Source organism: Sphingobacterium corticibacterium, from assembly GCF_004208525.1.
Lineage (GTDB): Bacteria > Bacteroidota > Bacteroidia > Sphingobacteriales > Sphingobacteriaceae > Sphingobacterium > Sphingobacterium corticibacterium.
This window is the reverse complement of record NZ_SGIT01000007.1, coordinates 69,601-90,650: the sequence shown is the minus strand read 5'-3', so window position 1 is coordinate 90,650 and position 21,050 is coordinate 69,601. Positions and strand designations below refer to the sequence as shown.

Sequence of the window (21,050 nt, the reverse complement as noted above, 5' to 3'; positions counted from 1 at the left end):
AAATAAATTGGTGAAGGCAAGGCTGTTAAACGAACAAGCGCCTTTGCCTTCTCTTATCCTCTATTGATTAATATAAGCCTCCAGCTCTGCTACCGTTTTAAACGTTTTCATCCAATATACCGGGAAAGGGCTCAACGGATTCTGTGCTGTCGGGAAATCTGCAACGCCCACGGCTATTTGGCTAAAGGTATGTGCCTGTGTTTCAGAAATAGTCGCTCCGGTTGTGCCATACGTATTGTATGCTCCCATATCCGCATAGAACACCTGTATGCCGTCGCTACCCGTCAGGATCGTCATTTGGTTGTTACCGTTCCCTGTCGTCTGTCTCCAGCGACCTAAGTTCGTGTCAAGGAAAATATTTCCCGCGCTAGGCAAAGGTCTTGTAAACTTGAATGCAACAATCGGATAATTTCCAATATGCAATGTCGTATTGGGCCTCCGGAAATCCCCCCGACGATTAGTACCGGTATTCATGGTTACCCACAGAATATTGTTTTGTACATTTAGTGACGCCCCGTTCGTCGGGGTTACCCAGGAATGTGCAACACCGTTATAGAAATGGTCATTGACCTTGCCCTCTTCTACTTTGACCGTAAATGATTTCGTGAAACCGGCATCGTCCGTGCTGGTAGCAATGACCTGGGTCTCGCCATAGCCAACGGTCGTTATCAGCCCTTCGTCTGTAACGGTGACTACGCTTTCGTCTGCACTGCTCCACGTCACAAACTGCGCGGAAGCTTCTACAGGAAGTACAGAAAAATCAATCAAGTGTTTCTCTCCGGGACCAAATACTTCTCCTAATCCCGAAACGACAATGACATCTTCGATATAGATCGGTTCGACAACCGCCACCGCCACTGTTCCGACCACCGCACTGCCATCCAAAGCGTGTGCAGTGATCGTTGCTGTACCCAATGAAACACCAGTAACATTACCCTGATGATCTACTGTAGCTACCTCAGGATTGTCGGTAGACCATCGCAGGTGCTTGTACGTTGTATTTTCAGGGGCGAAAGTAACCGCGACGGTAGCTCTCATTTCTTCAAAAATCTCTAATTCTGCCGGTTCCAGGATTAATGCTTCGGTATAGATGATCTGATCGATTACGTCAAATAATGCCGTAGCTCTCCGCAGTCCGCCATCCGTAGATTCGACGGTAATGGTCGCTGTACCGACCGCTACCGCGGTCACTTTTCCGGATTGGTCTACCGTAGCCACCGATTCATCGGAACTGTACCAGATCAACTTGTCGTTGGTCACTTCTGATGGCTGATAAGACAATTCTAGAGTGGTATCCCGCCCGATCAGGAGCGGAATAGTACCGTTTGGGGTTATACTCACCGTGTTGACCAAAACATGCTCTTCTGCTATTTGGTTCCATTCTTTTTTGGAGCAAGCCAATATTACTCCGAGTAATAATGTGGCAACAGCTACAAGTTGCAACAACTTACTTTTCTTATTCGATTTTAATCTTTTCATGTCTGAATATTTTCTTTGAAAGGCTTTTCTTCCGGGCATATCCATGCCTTGAAGAAAAGCCTATATAATCACGCTGTAACTGACTACCAATCTGGATTTTGCCCTAACTCCGGGTTTAAACGAAGTTGGTCTGCCGGAATCGGATACAAGTAATTTTTTTCCGTCCAGGACCTGCCGCTTTCCATAATCAATATACCATCCGCATTCCGGGGCCTGCTTACGGTATTCCAACTGTTTGTGGTGGTCGTTTGGTATTCCGTTCCTTCCCATTTTATACCGAGCATTATCTGAGGCATCTCCACTTCTGCTGTCTTCCAACGCTTCAGGTCATCTATGCGGAACCCCTCATTATACAACTCTATGGTACGCTCCCTCCTGATCTCGACACGCATGTTCAGATCGTGCGTACCGACAAAAGCGTTGCTTAACCGGGGCATGTCGGCATTTACGCGGTTACGCACCAGGTTCAGCGAAATATTCAGGTCATCATCCGATATAGCACCATCCCGCTCGTAGACAGCTTCTGCATAGTTTAGCAAGACCTCCGCATAACGGATGATCGGGAAATCAAACCCTTCATACGCATCCTGCACCTCCCGTTCGGAAGCCCATTTTTGATTGTTGTAGCCACTCGCGGTGGATGCAGGGATATAATTACGATGAATAGCCGATGCCAGATCCGCGGCATCGCTAAGCCACGTGACCCGTGGATTAAAGTTTACCCAATAAGCTTGTTTAGGCGGCATCAATGTATATTTCATCCGGTTATCCCTGTTCTGGTATTCTGATGTCATCGTAGCATATCCTTCAAACTGGGCATTGTCCGGGTGGTCAATAGGTAAACCATTTTGCGACAAGTACATATTGGCAAATTTGCGGGTCACCCATACCACATTTGCCAATTGCCCCCTTGAAATATTAATTCCGATACGATTCAATACTTCGTCATAGCGATTGGAAAAAATATATTCTCTGTTCGCACTTTTTGTGATGCTCGCCGGATTTGATTTTTCATCTTCGAGGATAAAAAGATATTTCTGTGCAGAATCGCCTAAGACCGCGGGTTTAAAGAGTTCATATTGCGCACTGTTTATCACATCTCTCGCTGATCGTGCGGCAATATCCAGTAATGCCGATCCACGCTCCGTGTTACTTCTGAATTTTTGCCAGGTTCCTTCGAACAGGGCGACTCTCGACAAGAAAGCTTGTGCCGCACCACGGCTCACCCGCCCTTTATCGGCTGTAGCGATGTCGCTTTCCAACGGCAGGCCGGGAATGGCTTTTTGCAGATCTGCAATAATAAAATCAGCCACCTCGGTTCTATTGTTTCTCGGACCGTAAAGTATCGGATCACTCACGTCCAGTACATCTTCAATAATCTGTGCATTGCCATATAATTGAAGCAGATCAAAATATACGTAGGCACGGAAAAAATGAGCCTCGGCGACGTATTGTGCAATCTCTTCGGGCCGGCTATATTCTGCTGCTTTCTGCAACAACATATTGATCGCACGGATTCTTGAAAAAGCCCCTGAATAATTACCATCACTCGCCGGAATGGTATTGGTTCCGTTGCTAAATACATTGGGATCCGGTGCTTTGATTAAATCTGAGCGAAGATCACTGTGTGGTGCATCGGAAACAACGGCTGAAAACCCTCTGCGATAACTATAGAAATCATTGGCGAAAAGCTGAAAGTCTTTTGCGGACTGCCAATAGTTTCCGTCCGCTATCTGAACCAAAGGGTCCAGGTCCAATATTTTATTACATCTCGTCTGGACTAAAGTCGACGAGACTAACATCGTATAAGCTATACTTTTAATTATATTTCTTTTCATAACCTTGACTAAAATGAAGCGTTAATACCAAAAGTGAACGAACGGTTGAACGGATAACGCTGAATACCATTACTCACCGCACTGGTAGCCTCCGGATCCCAGCTATCATTGATCTTTGTGGTTTCCCAAAGATCCTGTGCAGCGACATACACTCTGAACCGGGAAAGCCCTTTTACCCTATCCAATACATGGTATGGCAACGAATAACCCAAAACGACATTTTTCAACCGCAGGTATGCGCCATTCTCGACAGCCCACGAGGATGCCTGATAATTGTAGGCGTTAATATTTCCGATGGTAGAGTATTTGGGGAAATGCGCGTCCGGATTACTTTCCGTCCAATGGTTATTGACCGACTGATTGGTGGTGTTCACAAAGACTTGCCGGAAAGGCTGTCTCCAGTTTAGATCTCCACGGAAAATGGTACGCTCAGCCGCGCCTTGAAAAAGAACATTGACATCAAAACCTTTATAGTTTGCACCTGCATGGAACGAATATTGAATTTTTGGATCGTCAGTGCCCAAATAAACCAGGTCATCATAGGTCAATACGCCATCCCCATTCACATCCCTGTACATATTATCACCCACGCGGATCTGGTCGGTAAGTCCAATGGTATTTCCCATCTGATAGGTGGCTAAATATTCCTGCCGCTGCTCCTCATTCTGGATACGGCCATCGTACATCAAACCAACGACTGAATTTAGGGGGAAGCCCTGGATAGCTCCGTGGAGACCACCGGAATTAATAATATTTGTCCCACCAAAATCTATTAATTCATTTTCAACAAAAGTAAATACCCCTCCTAAACTATAGCCGAAATCTCCCTTTGTATCTGACCAATTTGCGGTCAACTCCCAGCCATTTCCTTTAAAAGTACCGATATTGGCTTCCGGAGCAGTCGCTCCAAGAGCCGCGGGATATTGTTGACTGAGGAACATGTTGTTATTTTTCTTGATAAAACGTTCCAACGTACCGGACAATCTATTCTGCAACAAAGCAAAATCCAATGCGATGTTGTAATTGTGGATACGTTCCCAGGTACGGTCATAAGATACCAACCGGGCATTGGCCCTTACAAAACTGACCCTGCCTGCACCCAGATAAGCGCCACTCGCGGTATTTTGGTTGTACAGCTGTGCGCCATCATAAATATCTATACCTGTTTGGTTTCCGACGGCACCATAGGAAGCCCTTAGTTTCAATTCATCGAAAATACCCAGATCTTTTACAAAGGTCTCTTCGGCAATCCGCCATCCGGCAGAAACACCGTAAAACAGATTCCACCTGTTCTCCCGTGCAAATTTTGAAGACCCATCGTACCTGGCGTTTGCCTCAAATAAGTATTTCGCGTTGTAATCATAATTCAATCTTGAAAAGTAAGACCCCATTGCATATTGTGTACGATTCGTATTTGACGTAATAACACCTGAACCATTCAAAGCAGACAACGAACTGTTGATATCGGTAATCCTGACCTCGTACCGATCGTAATCGTTAAACTCGTATTGCCCGCCGGCGGTCAGCGAGATATTGTGCGCATCTTTAAAAGAGTCCGTATATTGTAAAAAGGTTGAGCCGGAGTAAAAATCTGTTCCGGCAGTACTTTTTTGATAAAAACTATTCGCCTGTGTCGGGTTTATCTGCCCCAACAGGTCTCCCGTATAATTGAACCATTCTATACTTTTTTCCTGAATATCACGAGAAGCAGTGCTTGTATTGAAACCCAAATTGGTAACCCACTGTAATTTATCCGTAATTTTAAATTTGAATGTTTCACTGATATTGGTCGATTTCACCTTTAAGTTGTTATCACCGCCGAGTTCGGAAAACCAATGTGGCGTGTACTGCCCGCCCCAGGCGTATGGCTTACCATCTATCGTACTCACCGGCAATCCAGGTTGAGGATATCCCCCTCCTAACGTGCGCCCGATCATGGATGGCATGACCTGATTTTGATAACCAAAAGAAATGACCGATTCGATCGTAAAACGGTCCGAAACATTAAATACATTGTTTAGGCGGATATTATACCTGCTGTTGTTATTGTTCCCCCACTGCAAGGTTCCCTGATCATACATATACCCTAACGATAAACGGTAGGTACTTTTTTCGTTTCCACCAGAGATATTTAAGTCATTTTGTGTCGAACTTGCTCCGCCCCATAATACATCGGTCCAGTTATTATCCAGGAATACAAAATCTGCTACATCACCGAATGCGCCGCCGATCGGTGCATTATTAGCATCTCTGGTATCGATATAACCGCCTTGATTGGCTAGTGCCAGGTTCGCATAACGAATCCAGGGATCACTTTCTCCAAAACCATCGTTGGTGCGGGCGACAATAACGCCGTCAGCCCATTCTTCAAGGCTCATCAAGCGTGGTTGCAGTCCTGGCTTTTTATAGCCATACAAGGTATTAAACTCTACCCTGCCTTTTCCGGATTTACCTTTCTTTGTGGTGACCAACATAACACCACCCGCGGCACGTGAGCCGTATATCGCGGCGGCGGCATCTTTCAGGAAGGACATGCTTTCAATATCCGAAGGGTTCAGCAAACGTAGTTCCCTAAAACTATCGTAAGCCACACCATCGATGATTACCAAGGGCTCCGCAGTCTTTGCCGAAACAGCTCCCCGTACGCGCATCCCCCACCCTTCATCTCCTGGGGCGCCTGAACTTCTTGTGATGATTGCCCCCGGAACCTGCCCCTGCAAGGCTTGCAAAGGTGTACTCAATGCCCCGCGATCTTCAAATATCTGGCCATCCACTTGGGCAACAGAACCGGTTAATGTCTCCTTCCTTTGCGTACCATATCCCACCACAACTACTTCTTCCAATTCATCCCCGGTAGAAACTAAGGACACCTCCATATTTGCCACGGCTTTTTGTATTTGTGTCTCGTACCCGATCAACCGGAACTCTACGGAAGCACCGGACGAAACACCTTCCAGTGAAAACCGTCCGTTATCCCCAGAACTACCCAGCGACACGTTGTTTACGCGAATGGACACGCCAGCCAGCGGATTCCCCGTAGTGGCATCCTTCACGAGTCCACGCATCTGAATCTGTTGTGCGTATATCGGTGTTAAATAAAACACCGAAAGACTGCATAGCACAACAAATGCGAAAAATTTAAAATTTGTAATTTGTTTCATACATATTTAGTTTATAATAAATAGTCTTTCTTAAAAACCGCGTTAAACAATGCTGTAATAAAATTTTGATTGTTCTTTTAGTGGCATATTCTTTTTTTGATGTTTTCTAAAAACACTGTTGGATAGATTTATAAATGGCTTCATATTAAATAATAAAATAATTGTTTAAAATTGGTTGTCAACTGACGTTGACAATTCTTGGTATCACAACCTTGAACGAAACAAATATCAATGCTTTAACGTGGATACGCTAGGACGTTTTGTCTCAAATAATAGGTTCATTTGTTCAAACACATAAAACACTTATTATGAACCTACAACAAGATATAGACTGCAAATAAACACCACTTATTCTCATATATACCCCGTTTTTATCTTCAAGATAGTGAACACTGAAATATTTTATCTTTTATTCATTTGGAAAAATCCAGATAGCTTGTCCTCCCGAGGCTAATAGGTTCGCTTCAAGGATTGTGGAGTGATTTACCGTTATCTCCTTAATTCCGACTTTTGTCCTCGTCTGTACATCCAAGTCGTCTTTATAGATTTTAGCAGTATATTCTTTTCCTTTTTCCAGAAAATCTAACGGAATCCGTAGTTCACGGAAATCATTGTTGCTTATTGTCCCGAGAAACCACTGTTCGTTACTTCGGCGCGCAACAGTAATATATTTACCAATTTCTCCCTGTAAGACTTTGGTATCATCCCATACTGTCGGCACTTGGTCAAAAAACTCCAGCTCAGGTTCATTTTGACTATCACTTGGCTTGTCGTACCAATACAGAAATTGTAGCGGACTATAATAAATGACAGATAACGCAAGCTGATGGGCACGAGTTGTTTTGATACGATTACTGTAATAACAAATCGTATAATCCGCAGCCCCTTGACTATAGCGCGTGAAGGGCAAGGTGGTGTTATGCGTGGCATCCGGCATCTCTTCATTACCGTAAATTCCTTCCTGCGTCAATAGATTTGGATATGTACGACTGAACCCCGTGGGGCGATACTCATCATGAATATCAACTACCAAACCGTATTCGGCACACTTTCGAACTGCATTGTGCACCCACGCTGTCCAATAATGTGAGCCCACCATGACAAATCCAAATTTTATTCCATCCACTCCCCATGATTTGTACAGCGGCAAAATCTCATCTAATTGCTGGAACAATGCACGCTGATTGACATAGAGAATCACACGAATATGATGTTGTTTAGCATAAGCGATAGCCGCTTTGAGATCAAGTGCATCCGGGTCAGGATTACGTGCTGGATCCAATGTAACTGTTGTCGCATCAGAGGCTTTGCTACCTTCAGGCCCATACCAACCGGCATCGAACATAATGTATTGCATATTACGTTTTACTGCAAAATCAACAACAGATTTTGCTCCTTCGGTGGTCAACGTTACTTCTCGCATGGCTTTGCCCGGCTTAATCCACGACGGATCATCAATTTCGTTAGAAGGATTGAGGTTAAGCAGCAGATCGTTATGCTCGATAAACTCCCCTGGCTGCTCCGCAGCCATAACCACCCGCCAAGGTGTTTTGAAAGGTGCGATTTGATCTACCGGACCATACATGGATGTCGCTATCGTATTAGATTGATGGTCACTGAGGGAAAATTTGCTACGCACATAGTCGGTCACTGCCGCTTCGGTTAATAACACGTACGGTCCGTTATCCAACGCGAGAATCAATGGTCGTTCGCTTTCTCCAGGCCAGTCTTTTAATGGCAATTTTTCATACATACTTTGAGCCCGAGTTGTAAAATAAGCGTGGGTATTTGTCGGCATTTGAAACTCGGTAAATTCTTCGGTTATTTGAAGATATCTTCCTCCCGGAAATACGTACCGAAAAGCTATCCCCTCATTATAAGCTCTAAACTCCAATTTCAGTAATCCATCGGGCTGTTGTTTTTTTCTTATCGTTATTTCGCAAAATCTATAATGGTCCCTAACAGTTGAACGCTCTCCATACACAGGTTTCCACCACGTATCTATCGCGCTCTCTTGTTTACCTATTATTTCCAGTTCAGTCGACCAACTTTCAGCTGCATGGACACCAAGTTGAGATTTGAGGATAATGGGCGTATTTTGATAAGTTATCGAATACCAAAGCGTATCGTTCGCCGTATAAACCTCGACTTGATAATTTCCATCCGGCGATTCCAGCGTATAAGACTGTGCATAACCGACTCGTGCATACGAGATGAAAAATATAATTATAAAAATTAGCTGCTTCATTAGTATGAGAAAATTAATTTGGAGATCGAAACAACAATGTACCATAACCCGGATGATCGGCAGTCCAAGGCTCTCCCTCAGGAGCAATTATTCCCACTACCTTACGTGTGTAGAAGGGGTTCAATTTTGCACGCTTTTCATAATGATTAAGAACAATTTCAAAAACTCCTCGAAATTTATCCCGATCATGTTGTGCTATTTCTGTATGATAATACTTACCCGTCCTATCTAGCCAACTCGAAAAGGGAACATCGAATCCCAAATTATATTTTGCGGTATATTCAAATCCTGCAAGCAGACGGTTTTCTGAAGCACTATATAAATCCAATCCCTGATTATAACCTATCTCACATGCCTCTGCAAGACATCCGAGACCAAACTGAGTATGTGCCTGATCGCGCCCGCTTTCCTGGCATTGACCTGTCTCGTTGATGACATAGTGTGTCAGACGTCCATTTCCTTCACCATTATGAAAATATTCTACTGCACGACCGAACATCTGACGATCGTCCAAAAATACGCCAAACGTCATCATTGCTTTGATACAGGCTGCATCCCAATTACCATTTGCAAATGTGGCAAATTCGGCGATGACTGGGTACAGGACCTGTCGTACCATCAGTTCGAATGCAGCCACTTGATTTTGATTCCATCCAGCGTCGCTATATCTTATGAGCTCGGCTGCATTGACTAGGATATGACCACATAGCGATGCCATGAGTTCTTTATCCCTATTGATAACACCTTTTAATGTTTGAGAATAACCTTCTAAAATTTCGATTGCTTTGTCCGCATGTCGTCGATCATCGGTTAATATCCACTGTAGTGCGTTGTAGTATGCCGCCAGACAGTCATCTTCAAATTCTTTTTTATACAGATTCGACTCTCCCGGCTTACTTCCAGTACGCGACACCAGCTCATAAGGTCCATTGACACTATACGCATAAGACGCCCTCGTATCCTGCCGAAACAGAAGATAAGCTGATAACCAAGGCTCTCTTTTTTCGGTGACGGCTTGTTTAATTGCCTCAAGAGCCCCCCCGGTATGCAATATTCCAGGATGAATAAATTTATCACCAACCTGCTGCGCAGAGATCATCTTACTCAGCAACAGGCAAAAAAATAACAACCAATTTCTTTTCATAATTTTACCAGCCAGGATTATTTCCGATTTCAGAACCATTTGTGAGCGAATTCAACCATGCCAATGGAAGGGGACGCAAATAGAATTTTGAAGTTCCTGTCGTCAATTGTGTTTGGGCTCCTCCGTATATATGTGTTACATCCCAGTTGTGTGCCAGTACGCGCTCTCCCAAACGACGAGTCCGTTGTAGATCATTCCAGTGGGGCACTTCACCAAACAATTCTAATGCCCGTTCATCCAGGATGTCATCCAGTGTTACCGTACCGGTTTTAGACAAACTACCAGGAACTTTTTCCGCCCGTTCTCGAATTTCGTTTAAATAGTGTAACGCTTGTCCATTGTCACCTTTTTGGAGAGCAGCTTCCGCAGCGATGAGATACGTTTCTGCTAACCGATAGAAATAGATATCCCGGGTACTTGATGCAGCACCGCTTTCATTGAAAATGGTATTGGGATCTTTAAATTTCCAGACCGGCAAAAATGCCCTGGTATTGGAGTTACTCGTTTGGTAAGCGTTACGAAAATAATCATCTTGTGACATATCGTCCGGATCACCAGAAGGAAAATTGTAAACAGTGAATTCAACAGCATCTTTATCTGCCTGTGTCCAAAATTTAAAATTGGGATCACTGGGTACGGGAAAATAAATAACAGTATCTCCAAGCGCAAATCGACCCGCTACAGGCGATGTACACTGAAACCAGTTTTTGCCGGTATTTCTGCCATCTATTGAGGTCGCCGGTTCCGCGTTCAATGGACTCATAAAGGTTACTTCAGCACGACGGTCGTTGGCCCAATCAAACAGCATATAAAAGTATTTCGTAGGAACAAAACTGGCGTCATCATTACTATAATAATTATCTTTACTCAAACCCGGCCAGCCTTCGCGATAAGGAAAGAGATAATATTTATGCTGCTCGTTTACATTATTGTTTGCCGTTGTAGAGAAGCCAATAGAAAATATGATCTCCTCATTTCTTTGGTTTGCACGTCTATGTATCTGTAAATAATCATCTACAAGTACGTGACCTGAATTGTTAATTACATCTACGGCTTCATTATACGCATTTTCAAAATCAGATGTTGTACCGTAATCTTCGTAGCCTCTTGTAAGCAAAGCCAATGCACGGAGATGTTTCGCAGCAGAAGCAGAAGCACGTCCGTAGTTGCTTCCGGTCTGACGCGCAGGCAATTTAGTAATGGCGTCATTCAAGTCGGTAAAAATCTGTTCATAGAATGCGGGAGCAGAACTCATTTGGACAGTATACTCCGGAGCCAACGGTTCTTCTATTAATAATGGACCTTGCCCCCAATTTTTTACAATCTCGAAAAGATAAAGAGCACGTAAGAATTTCGCTTCAGCCACCCGAACATCTAAGACGTCCTGTTCGATACCGTCTAAATCCTGCTCTTTCGTCACTACATCTGGTGCACGCCCGATTGCCGCATTCACATTTTTGAGCGCACTATAAAGCCGATTCCAATGTGCATTATTGCTTCCCTGATTAGTATCGAACGTAACCGTATACTGGTTTAATGGTGATATTGCACCTATGAAATTCTGGGTTACGATATCCGTACCCAACTGCGACATGTTGAGATAGTCCTTGCTATTATATATACTCCTTAAATCAGCATAACATCCAATGATTAGATTTTCATAACCCGAAGCCGTGGTAAAAAATTCTTCGGCGGACTGGCTGGAATGATTTATCTCATCCAGAAAATTACTACAAGCAGTCATGGTACCTGTAATACTCAAAATAGCGATTCCTTTAATGATATATTTTTTCAATTTCATCTTTCTTAATTTTTAGAATGATACATTCAATCCGAAGAAAATACTCCGTGTCATCAGATCAGTTCCCCCGATACTTGCACTAGGTTGCTCTGGATCGAATCCTGACCAACTGGTAAAAATAAACGGGTTTTGTACAGTTGCATAAAGACGTATATTTCTTGCTTTGATCTGCTCTGCAAACGAACTTTGGAAAGTATACCCAATAGTCATGTAAGCAATTTTCAAGAAATCTGTACTTTGCATGACATGAGATACCGAAGCAACCGTGCTGTTCTGATCGCGATATGGCCCCATATTTGAAGGTTGCGCCATATCATTCGACGGATTTTCAGGCGTCCAATAGTTCTTCCGCAGGTTATTGAAATTCAGGTTATTGTTTTCTAAGGCATATGAAACATAAAATTGGTTTCTTTCTCGAGCTCCGGTTCTCCAATACGCATGGACAGCTAGATCAAATCCTTTATATTCAAAGATGTTCGTAAAACCACCATTCCAGTCGGCTTGCCTTTTTCCGTCAAGTGCTCGATCACGATCTGCATGTATTGCACCATCACCATCAAAATCACGGACACGAAACTGCCCCGGACTTTGTCCATATTTTGCCGCCTCCGCTTCTTCGCCAAGCTGCCATACACCGAGCGTCATGAGATTCCAGTTCGAACGGATAGGTTGGCCGATGAACCAACGGTTGTTGTAATCGCCGACCATTCCTTCCAGTTGTGGAGAATATCGCCCCAAGTCTTCTTTAAAGGCAAGATCGACAATGGCATTATGATTATAGGCAAGATTGATAACAGAACTCCACTTAAAATTGCCGTTATTGATGTTGACACTATTTAGTGTTGCTTCAATCCCTTTATTACGAACAGAACCTACATTGTCCATAATGGACCCGTAGCCTAAGTGGGTGGGCACACTCCTTGTCATAATCAAGTCGGTGGTCAACCGATTGTAGAGTTCTACATTACCGCTTAGCCGATTACCGAATAATCCAAAATCAACTCCCAGGTTATATTCTGCTGTTTTTTCCCAAGTAAGGGCATCATTGCGTAGATTGTTCGGAATATTTCCAATCACATCTTCGCCAAAAACATAATAACGAGGACCAGAAATAGTTCCAGCCGTGGAATATGGAGAGACCGAATCATTCCCGGTTCTACCGTAACTTATGCGGAGTTTTAGGTCGTCCAACCAATTCACATCATTCAAAAAAGACTCCTGTTTAAGTCGCCACGCCATAGCTGCAGATGGGAATAGCGCCCATTTATTGCCCCGAGCCAATTTAGAAGATCCATCATAACGGGTACTTGCCGTCAACAGATATTTTTCATTGAATGTATAATTAGCTCTAAAAAGATAGGACATTAAGTTAACTTGTGTATAAGCTGAATTAAGTGCCGTCATTTCGCCCCCCTGCAGGTTGTACCATAATGAATTGAAACTTAAATTGCGAGAAGCCGCCTGCATATTTTCGTATTGATCCTGCTGTAGGGAAAAAACACCTGTAAAATCCAGTTTGTGCCCACTTGATTCCCATTTGTAATTAGCGACGTTGTCAAACACCCAGTTAATATCTGTGTACTTGCGCAGGCTGTTGGTAGCGCCTGCCGCAGTACCCTGGAGTGCTTTCGTATATACTCCGCGATATTGGCCCACTTGCGTATTGACAATATAAGGAGAGAATGTTGAACGTAGTTCAAAACCTGCTATCGGTTTTAAACTCACATAAGCATTGGCTAAAATATTCGTTCCCTTTGTGTTGTTAAATTCGTTTTGCTGCGTTACCAATGGATTGAATAATCCGTTGCTGGGATACCGCCATAGCTCTGTACCGTCAACAAGGCTGTTAGGATGTTGAGTTGGTCGCATGCGTATTGCATCTTGCATCAAATCAGAATTTCCCGTTTCCCGAATATCATGGGTTAAATAAAGGCTTCCCCCAAAATCCAAAAAACTGTTCGCCTTTAAATCTAGGTTTGCTCGCAGACTATATCGGTCGTATCCTTGGGGGTACAACACACCGCCTTCATTATAGTAACCAGCGGACAGGGCATATTTTACATCCTCCGTCCCGCCGTTAGCTGATATGGTATGGTTAGTCTGCATAGCGTTGTTTGAAATAGCATCAACCCAATCGAAGTAATTACCATTCTGTACAGCTAATAATTCTGAAGGATCCGAAAATATAGCCTCATCTGCAACATACTCATTGTTATTAGTCGCCCTGCGTGCCTCCCGGGCAAGTTGAACATATTCTTCTCCCGACATCATATCTGGTATGTTCATGTATCTACGTAATCCGACATAACCCGAATATGAGATGGCCGGCTTACCGTCCAATCCGCGCTTGGTTGTCACAATGACTACACCGTTCGCACCGCGAGAACCATAAATCGCTGTAGCTGATGCATCCTTAAGAATATCGATCTTTTCAATATCGTCTGGATTAATTTTATCTAAGTCGGCTCCCGGCACCCCGTCAATAACGACTAAAGGAGCATTACTGCTCGAAATAGAACTTAATCCCCGCACCTCAATAGCATATCCTCCACCAGGTTTATTATTGCTCCGAACAATATTAACTCCTGATACTGCACCTTGCATACCTGCCGCAGCATTGAATTGGCCACCTCTCGTCAGTGTCTGGTTAGAAACACTTCCTACAGAACCAGTCAAGTCGGATTTTTTTACGCTACCGTAACCAATAACAACCACTTCTTCCAATTCATCACCGTTAGAAACCAACGATACCTCCATATTGGCCGTTGCTCTTTGTATTATTGATTCGTAACCGATCAACCGGAACTCTACTGAACTACCAGATGCAACATCTCCAAGAGAAAATCGTCCATCTTCTCCCGAACTTCCAAGAGAAACATTATTCACACGAATGGATACGCCAGCTAGCGGACTACCTGTAACAGCATCTTTCACAAGTCCTCGCACTTGTATCTGCTGTGCGAATATCGGTGTTAAATAAAACAGCGAGATACTACACATCGCAACAAACGCGAAAAATCTAAAATTTGTAATTTGTCTCATACATATTAGTTTATAATTAACTGTTTAAAATTGGCTATCAACATCGTGACAATTCTTGGTATTACAACCTTGAACGAAACAAATATCAGCCCTTTAGTGCGGATACACTAGTACATTTTGTCTCAAATAATGGGTTCATTTGTTTTATCATGTAAAACGCTATGGATGAGCGCATAACATATTAACAAGGCATAAATAAGCACATAAAATACTACAAATCATCCGTTTTAAATAGTATTATAAGAGAGGGGAAGGACTTAAATTGAATCGTTTTCGCTATTTCTAAACTGTGATGGTGTCACGCCGAAAGTATTTTTAAAATGTTTGTTAAAATACTTCAGTGTATTGAACCCCACCATGTAGGCAATTTCCGTTACATTCAGCTGGCTATCGCGCAGTAGCTGAGCAGCGCGTTTCAAACGTATAGCCCGAATGAAATCAGCGGGGCTTTGTCCGGTGATGGATTGTAACTTACGGTAGAGATGACCTCTACTTAAACCAATATCCCTACCAAGCTCTTCAACACTATAATCCGGGTTATCGATATTAGCTTCAACACTCTGTAGTGCTTTTTGTACGAGTTCTTCATCCAGTGAGTTGATCGTAATACTGCTTGGTGTCACTTCAATCGTCGTGTGAAATAATTTCTTCCGCATTTCCTGCTGTTCGATCAAATTCTCTATACGAGTGTGCAAAACATCGAACACAACAGGTTTGGACAGATAAGAATCAGCGCCCGCTGCATATACAGACATACGCACCTCATCTGACATACGCGCTGTGAGCAATACGATGGGGATATGTGACGTTTGGATATTGCTTTTCAGCTGTTGACATAAAGCAATACCATCAACATTGGGCATCATCATATCGGAGAGAATAAGATCCGGTTCTTCCGTTAACGCCAATTCGTAGGCCTGCTTTCCATCGGGTGCCTCCGTTACCGTATAATATTTGCCGAGCTCGTGGCTTAGAAACTTACGAAATTCAGAATTGTCTTCTGCGATGAGAATCTTTTTTGTCGAGGTAGGCTTTAAAAGATTTTCTTTAGGCTTTTCAACTTCTTCCATTTGCAATGATTCCTCTTGCTTTTCAAATAGATCAGTCGGAAGCTTCACCATAAAGGTACTTCCCTCTCCTAGTTTGCTTTGGACATCAACTTTTCCCTCATGCAATTCTATATATTCCTTTACCAGATATAACCCGATTCCTGTGCCAGTATGGTCGTCTCGTTGATTATTAGCTTGTCCGAAGCGATCAAAAATCCCCGAAAGATCTGCGTCTGGAATACCTTCCCCAGTGTCTGTCACCGTAATCTTTACATAATCGCGTGAAGAAGTATATTCCTTGGATATGGTTAATCGAACGACGTCGCCGATATCCGTAAACTTGAAAGCGTTGGACAAAAGATTATTGATAACTTTTAATACCTTGTCTTTGTCAAAATATAAATATATTGCTGTATCGGGTCCTTCAAAAATAAAATTCAGCTTTTTGCTTTCTGCCAAGGGTTTAAACGCGGTATAAATACCTTCCACAAATTCGACAATATCGCCATGGCTCAGGCGTAATGTCTCTCCCTTCACCTCCAGCTTACGGAAGTCAAGCAGCTGATTGACCATCACGAGTAAATCCTTAGAACGCCGGTATATCGATGTAAGTTTGTCTTTTATAGATGAATCTGCCACTTCTTTGATCAATAGGTCCAGCGGCGTCATGATGAGCGACAGCGGCGTCCTTAACTCATGGCTAAGATTCGTAAAAAAATTCAGCTTAAACTGGTCCAGCTCTTCCCTTTGGCGTTGAGACTCTAATTCTTGTTGTCGCAGAAGTCGTTGGTGGTTCCGTTCGTTGAAGTAACGGAGAACCACTATCACAGCTAGAATAAAAAGCAGGCTGTAAAAAATCTTGGCCCATACGGTCGCCCAAAAAGGTGGAGCAATAACAATACTTATTTCGGTATATTCCTCACCCCACACTTTGTCACTATTGGCGGTATAAATTTTAAATATATAATCTCCGGGCGGTAAACCGGTATAATTGATACGCCCCACACCATCAGATTGTATTTCTGTCCAACCTTGATCGTAATTTTCCATCATATAACGGAAATAGGTTCGAGATGGATTGACAAAGTTCATCCCAGCGAATTCAAGCGTAATAAAGTTTTCATCATGCTTGAGACGAATTTGATGGCTATGGTTGATTGGTTGTTCCAGTAAAACCCGTCCATTATATTCCGTTCCAAACCGAACAGGTATATTAAACAACCGGAAACCGGTCAAAATAGGTTTATGATTACTTGTATTGTATATTAAGCGGCTGGGATTGAAAACACTGACCCCATGTACACCACCAAAATACATCGTACCGTCGCTTGCTCTCAAGGATGCTCCAATATTGAACCGCCCTGCCTGCGTACCCGCCCCATCTATACGTCCAAAATTCGTGACCGAAAAAATGTATCCATTTTCTTGACGTTCTGTTGTAATTTTGCTTATTCCGTTCACCGTAGACACCCAGATATCACCATTCTTGTCCTCTAGGATAGCTGAAACGGTTTGATTCGGTATATCGTCATGCAACATGACTTCATACAGTTTCTTGCCTTGCTCATCCCATACTTTCAACCCATCTACACTAATCCAGTGTAAACCTCTGTGATCGGGATGGATGAAGTTAAATTCGGCACCATGTGTATCTATCTGTTTACGATAAGAAGGAAACCAAACGCTGTCCTTGACGGTATTGTAGAAATACAATTCCTCTGCGGCAACAGCAATTGTTTCGTCATCCATGCGTGAAAATGTCAGCCCCAATTTGAGATGCTTGATCTCAGGATGTTTTTCATGCAAAAAGTCAATATTTCCCGTATTTGGATCGAAACGCCCAACGCCTCCGTACACACTGACCCATAACTGCCCCTGCCCATCTTCCATAATCATACGTCCGTTATTGGGATTGGGATCAGCATGTATGGATATCCCTTTTTTTTCATATTGCCTTACCTTTCCATTTTCAATACAGAAAATCCCATTGAGAAACGTAGGAATCCATATGCGTCCTTTGCTGTCCCGATAAATCCACATACAGAGTTTTCCATTCAACTCTTTATAGACCGACACAATCTTTCCAGAATGCGGAAAATATCGAAATAATCCGTTTATCGTACCGACGAGTATCGAGCCGTCTGGTTCTTCCAGAAAACAACGTACATTTTCATTGGTAATGGGGCTATCATGTGCCACCGTGTGCAAAAGATGAATCTTTCGCATACTCGCATGGTAGTAACATACCCCCTGAAACAATGTTCCTATCCACACCCCATTATCATCGTCAATATACAGTGAACTTATGTCGTTTATCAATACACCGCCAGAAGTCAATGGCATCCCCACAAATGATTGTACCTTCTGCCCCCCTCCACGGACAATGCGTATTTCGGATTGAGATGTCCCAATCCAGACCACTCCTTCTTTATCGACATCCATACAGGTGAAGAAGTTGGACAGACCTGAAATGCTGTTAATGACTTCCCAACGTCCGGATGAAAAGGAATAAAAGAGAACGTCTGTATGGTGCATCAACCAAAGCCCCCTCGTGGAGGATATTCGCATGACCATATTGTGGGAATCGGGGTTTATGCGTTCGACCAGACTCTCGTCATGGCCAATAATCTTTTTTGCTTTATAATTCCATTTTTGTATCAGTCCTTTGGAATAGAGAATCCAACAATCATCACCATCCTGTTCGATCTGTCGAGGCACACCATATCTTCTACGCGACACCGAATCCATTTTTGGCAAAAAAACCAATTCTTTATTCGCTATATCGTAGTATGAAAATTCGTTATCGTCAGCAAGAAACCAGAGGTTTTTTGATTTATCTATAAAAAAGTCGGCAAGTTTCTTCTGAAAACCGCAGGATGTAATCACATCGTCAATATCTCCGACAAACCTATTCGTTTTTAGATCCAGCAACTGAAGTTGCTGCTGTTGCTTAATCCATAAGCGCTCATGGGCATCTATGTACTCACGTTCATAGCCATTAAAATTCCATTGGTATACGGAGTTGATTCCTTTTCTAAAATAATCAAATGTTGCACCGTTATAGAGGTTCAGGATGGTTTGGGTGCGGATACCTATGCGACCATCGGGCAGGCTATTTATGCCTTTGACCATGTTATCCGACAACCCGCTATTCGCATCAATATGTCTGAAAATATAGTGTTCTTGAGCCGCTGCTATTACAGCACCGATGGTCATCATGATGACAAACAACATTCTTTTATTCCAAACAAATCTTCCTCTCACTGCTCTACTAGGTTTACTTAGATTTCTTGATTACAAATGTAAAAATAACATTTTATTACAGAGACTAAAAAAAATCTGCATCAAAATCCCTCTTCCTAATAGATAAATCATGACAATAAAAAATCTGTAATTTTTATTGATTAGCTTTTTTTTCTATCTTACTTTTTCCCTAGATTGGAATGGTTTTAAATTATAGGAATAGGTATATGCATGTGCTGAGATGGATATAAACAGATATAGATACACCAAATTTTTATTACATGTTTTAATCTGGACGTTACTTGCTTTTATTTTGCTGGGGTATCCCCACGCTGTTCGAAAAGAAATATCTTATCCGCCGGAATTCATAACCAAGCAGATTGTACACTTTTGTGTTATCCTTATTGCCTATTATTTCAACGCTTATTACGTGGTGCCAAAGTTTCTTATAAAGAAGCGATATCTGCTTTTTACCATAAGTATTATTCTATTCTTATTAAGTGCATCTTTTTTTATGGCTTTCGTATCGCGATTTCTTGACTTGCATAATAAGATACCATTTTTGAATATTCCATCGATATGGAACAAGTTATACTTAGATCGATTTGCCACATGGACAACACTGATCGTGCTCGGAATAAGTACGCTGCTGTCTATCATGCGCAAATGGAGCGCAGACAGTACTAGGCTTGCAACGCTCGAAAGGGAGAAGATACAGTCTGAACTATCTACACTACGGGCACAAATTCATCCACATTTCCTTTTCAATACGCTCAATACCATTTATGCGCTCAGCTTTGTTGATGAAGAAGCATCCCGTAGCGTACTTGCGCGGATGTCACGACTGTTAAGGTATCAATTATACGAAGTACAGCGGGCAGAGACTACCTTAGTAAAAGAACTGGCTTTTATCAAAGATTATGTCAATATCATGCGGTCGAGATTGAACGAACAGATAAATGTAGCGCTACATTTACCGAAAACGGTCAAAGACATGCCCATCGCGCCAATGATATTGATTTGCTACATCGAAAATGTGTTTAAGCACGGCGTAGATACCGAAGCCAAAGGGAATATGTTGATTGCTATCGAGCAGACTGAAACTACTTTATCGCTTATGACAAGAAACAAGATCGTCGCGACAGCGGGATCTTTGGAAGATGGGAATTCCAGAGGAATAGGGTTGCAAAACGCGCAAAGAAGGTTAGAGCTGCTATATCCCGGCCGTCATCAGCTATCAACTACGATAGACACGGATAATAATGAGTTTGAACTAAAGTTAATCTTACAACTGACATGATACTGAACTGCATTGCCATTGATGATGAACCACCTGCTTTGGGGTTGATCACTTCTTTTGTCGAAAGAACTCCGGTGTTAAATTTATTACAGTCCTACGATACATCTTCGGGCATTATAGCAAAAGTTACAGAACTTGACTTCCATCTATTGTTTCTTGACATCCACATGCCCGGTATTAACGGAATCGAAGTAGCCCGCGCATTAAAAAAGATGGACAGACCATTCAGCCCTAAAATTATTTTTACAACAGCCTACAACCAATTTGCTATGGAAAGCTATCAAGTGGAGGCGCTAGATTATCTATTAAAACCGTTCGAATACGAAGACTTCCTGCTCTCCGTTGATAAGGCAATAAAGTATTTTAAATCCTTACCAGACTTTCATGCCCCAGAACTTTTACAAGAGGATGCGCTCTTTGTCCGGTCGGGATATCAACAAATTAGGGTACCGTGGGAAGAGATTAAATATATAGAAGGACTGAAAGATTATATAAAAATCCATCTTAAATCTTCCGAAAAAAGTATCGTTGCGCTCGCTACATTGAAATCTTTATCCGAAAAATTGCCACAGGACAGATTTCGCCGCGTGCAGAAGTCCTATATTGTGGCATTAGATGCTGTCACTTCTTTAGCGACCAACAGCCTCTGGATAGATGGTCTGGAAATAACTATTGGAAAACAGTACAAAGATTCTCTACATCCGGTTTTCTCCGGGTTGATCAAATAAGCGTATCCTTCTGCGCC

General features: G+C 42.7%; 10 protein-coding genes. 2 read left to right on the top strand and 8 right to left on the bottom strand.

From position 1 onward, the window contains the following. Nucleotides 1-60 precede the first annotated feature (60 nt). The 8 genes from EWE74_RS20755 to EWE74_RS20720 all read right to left on the bottom strand — a co-directional run bounded on the left by EWE74_RS20755 (nt 61) and on the right by EWE74_RS20720 (nt 19,026). Entirely contained in the window at nt 61-1,479 is a 1,419-nt protein-coding gene (locus tag EWE74_RS20755; RefSeq protein ID WP_165384784.1) for an Ig-like domain-containing protein, read from the bottom strand. A gap of 83 nt (nt 1,480-1,562) precedes the next feature. Then, nucleotides 1,563-3,317: a RagB/SusD family nutrient uptake outer membrane protein gene (locus tag EWE74_RS20750; RefSeq protein WP_130143578.1), complete on the bottom strand. Its 1,755-nt coding sequence runs from the start codon at nt 3,315-3,317 to the stop codon at nt 1,563-1,565. An 8-nt stretch (nt 3,318-3,325) separates the two neighbouring features. Further along, nucleotides 3,326-6,478 carry a SusC/RagA family TonB-linked outer membrane protein gene (locus EWE74_RS20745; protein ID WP_130143577.1) on the bottom strand — a complete coding sequence of 1,051 codons (3,153 nt, stop codon included), beginning with the start codon at nt 6,476-6,478 and terminating at the stop codon, nt 3,326-3,328. Nucleotides 6,479-6,887: 409 nt separating this feature from the next. Then, entirely contained in the window at nt 6,888-8,726 is a 1,839-nt protein-coding gene (locus EWE74_RS20740; protein ID WP_130143576.1) for a glycoside hydrolase family 97 protein, read from the bottom strand. A 13-nt stretch (nt 8,727-8,739) separates the two neighbouring features. Next, on the bottom strand, nt 8,740-9,870 hold the full coding sequence (locus EWE74_RS20735; RefSeq protein ID WP_165384783.1) for an alginate lyase family protein: 1,131 nt from the start codon (nt 9,868-9,870) through the stop codon (nt 8,740-8,742). A gap of 4 nt (nt 9,871-9,874) precedes the next feature. After that, on the bottom strand, nt 9,875-11,671 hold the full coding sequence (locus EWE74_RS20730) for a RagB/SusD family nutrient uptake outer membrane protein (protein WP_130143574.1): 1,797 nt from the start codon (nt 11,669-11,671) through the stop codon (nt 9,875-9,877). Nucleotides 11,672-11,683: 12 nt separating this feature from the next. After that, nucleotides 11,684-14,713, bottom strand: coding sequence for a SusC/RagA family TonB-linked outer membrane protein (locus EWE74_RS20725; RefSeq protein ID WP_130143573.1), 3,030 nt, complete (start codon nt 14,711-14,713; stop codon nt 11,684-11,686). Nucleotides 14,714-14,970: 257 nt separating this feature from the next. Further along, nucleotides 14,971-19,026: a hybrid sensor histidine kinase/response regulator transcription factor gene (locus EWE74_RS20720; protein ID WP_130143572.1), complete on the bottom strand. Its 4,056-nt coding sequence runs from the start codon at nt 19,024-19,026 to the stop codon at nt 14,971-14,973. 220 nt (nt 19,027-19,246) lie between these two features. Between EWE74_RS20720 and EWE74_RS20715 the strand changes: the two genes are divergently transcribed. Further along, nucleotides 19,247-20,305 (top strand): sensor histidine kinase, encoded by a 1,059-nt coding sequence (locus EWE74_RS20715; RefSeq protein WP_130143571.1) that lies wholly within the window; start codon nt 19,247-19,249, stop codon nt 20,303-20,305. After that, entirely contained in the window at nt 20,302-21,033 is a 732-nt protein-coding gene (locus EWE74_RS20710; protein ID WP_130143570.1) for a LytR/AlgR family response regulator transcription factor, read from the top strand. The genes EWE74_RS20715 and EWE74_RS20710 overlap by 4 nt, the downstream gene beginning before the upstream one ends. Nucleotides 21,034-21,050 lie beyond the last annotated feature (17 nt).

Coding starts and splice junctions, on each gene's coding strand:
- EWE74_RS20755 (WP_165384784.1), bottom strand. CDS start 1,479: ATGAAAAGATTAAAATCGAATAAGAAAAGTAAGTTGTTGCAACTTGTA.
- EWE74_RS20750 (WP_130143578.1), bottom strand. CDS start 3,317: ATGAAAAGAAATATAATTAAAAGTATAGCTTATACGATGTTAGTCTCG.
- EWE74_RS20745 (WP_130143577.1), bottom strand. CDS start 6,478: ATGAAACAAATTACAAATTTTAAATTTTTCGCATTTGTTGTGCTATGC.
- EWE74_RS20740 (WP_130143576.1), bottom strand. CDS start 8,726: ATGAAGCAGCTAATTTTTATAATTATATTTTTCATCTCGTATGCACGA.
- EWE74_RS20735 (WP_165384783.1), bottom strand. CDS start 9,870: ATGAAAAGAAATTGGTTGTTATTTTTTTGCCTGTTGCTGAGTAAGATG.
- EWE74_RS20730 (WP_130143574.1), bottom strand. CDS start 11,671: ATGAAATTGAAAAAATATATCATTAAAGGAATCGCTATTTTGAGTATT.
- EWE74_RS20725 (WP_130143573.1), bottom strand. CDS start 14,713: ATGAGACAAATTACAAATTTTAGATTTTTCGCGTTTGTTGCGATGTGT.
- EWE74_RS20715 (WP_130143571.1), top strand. CDS start 19,247: ATGGATATAAACAGATATAGATACACCAAATTTTTATTACATGTTTTA.
- EWE74_RS20710 (WP_130143570.1), top strand. CDS start 20,302: ATGATACTGAACTGCATTGCCATTGATGATGAACCACCTGCTTTGGGG.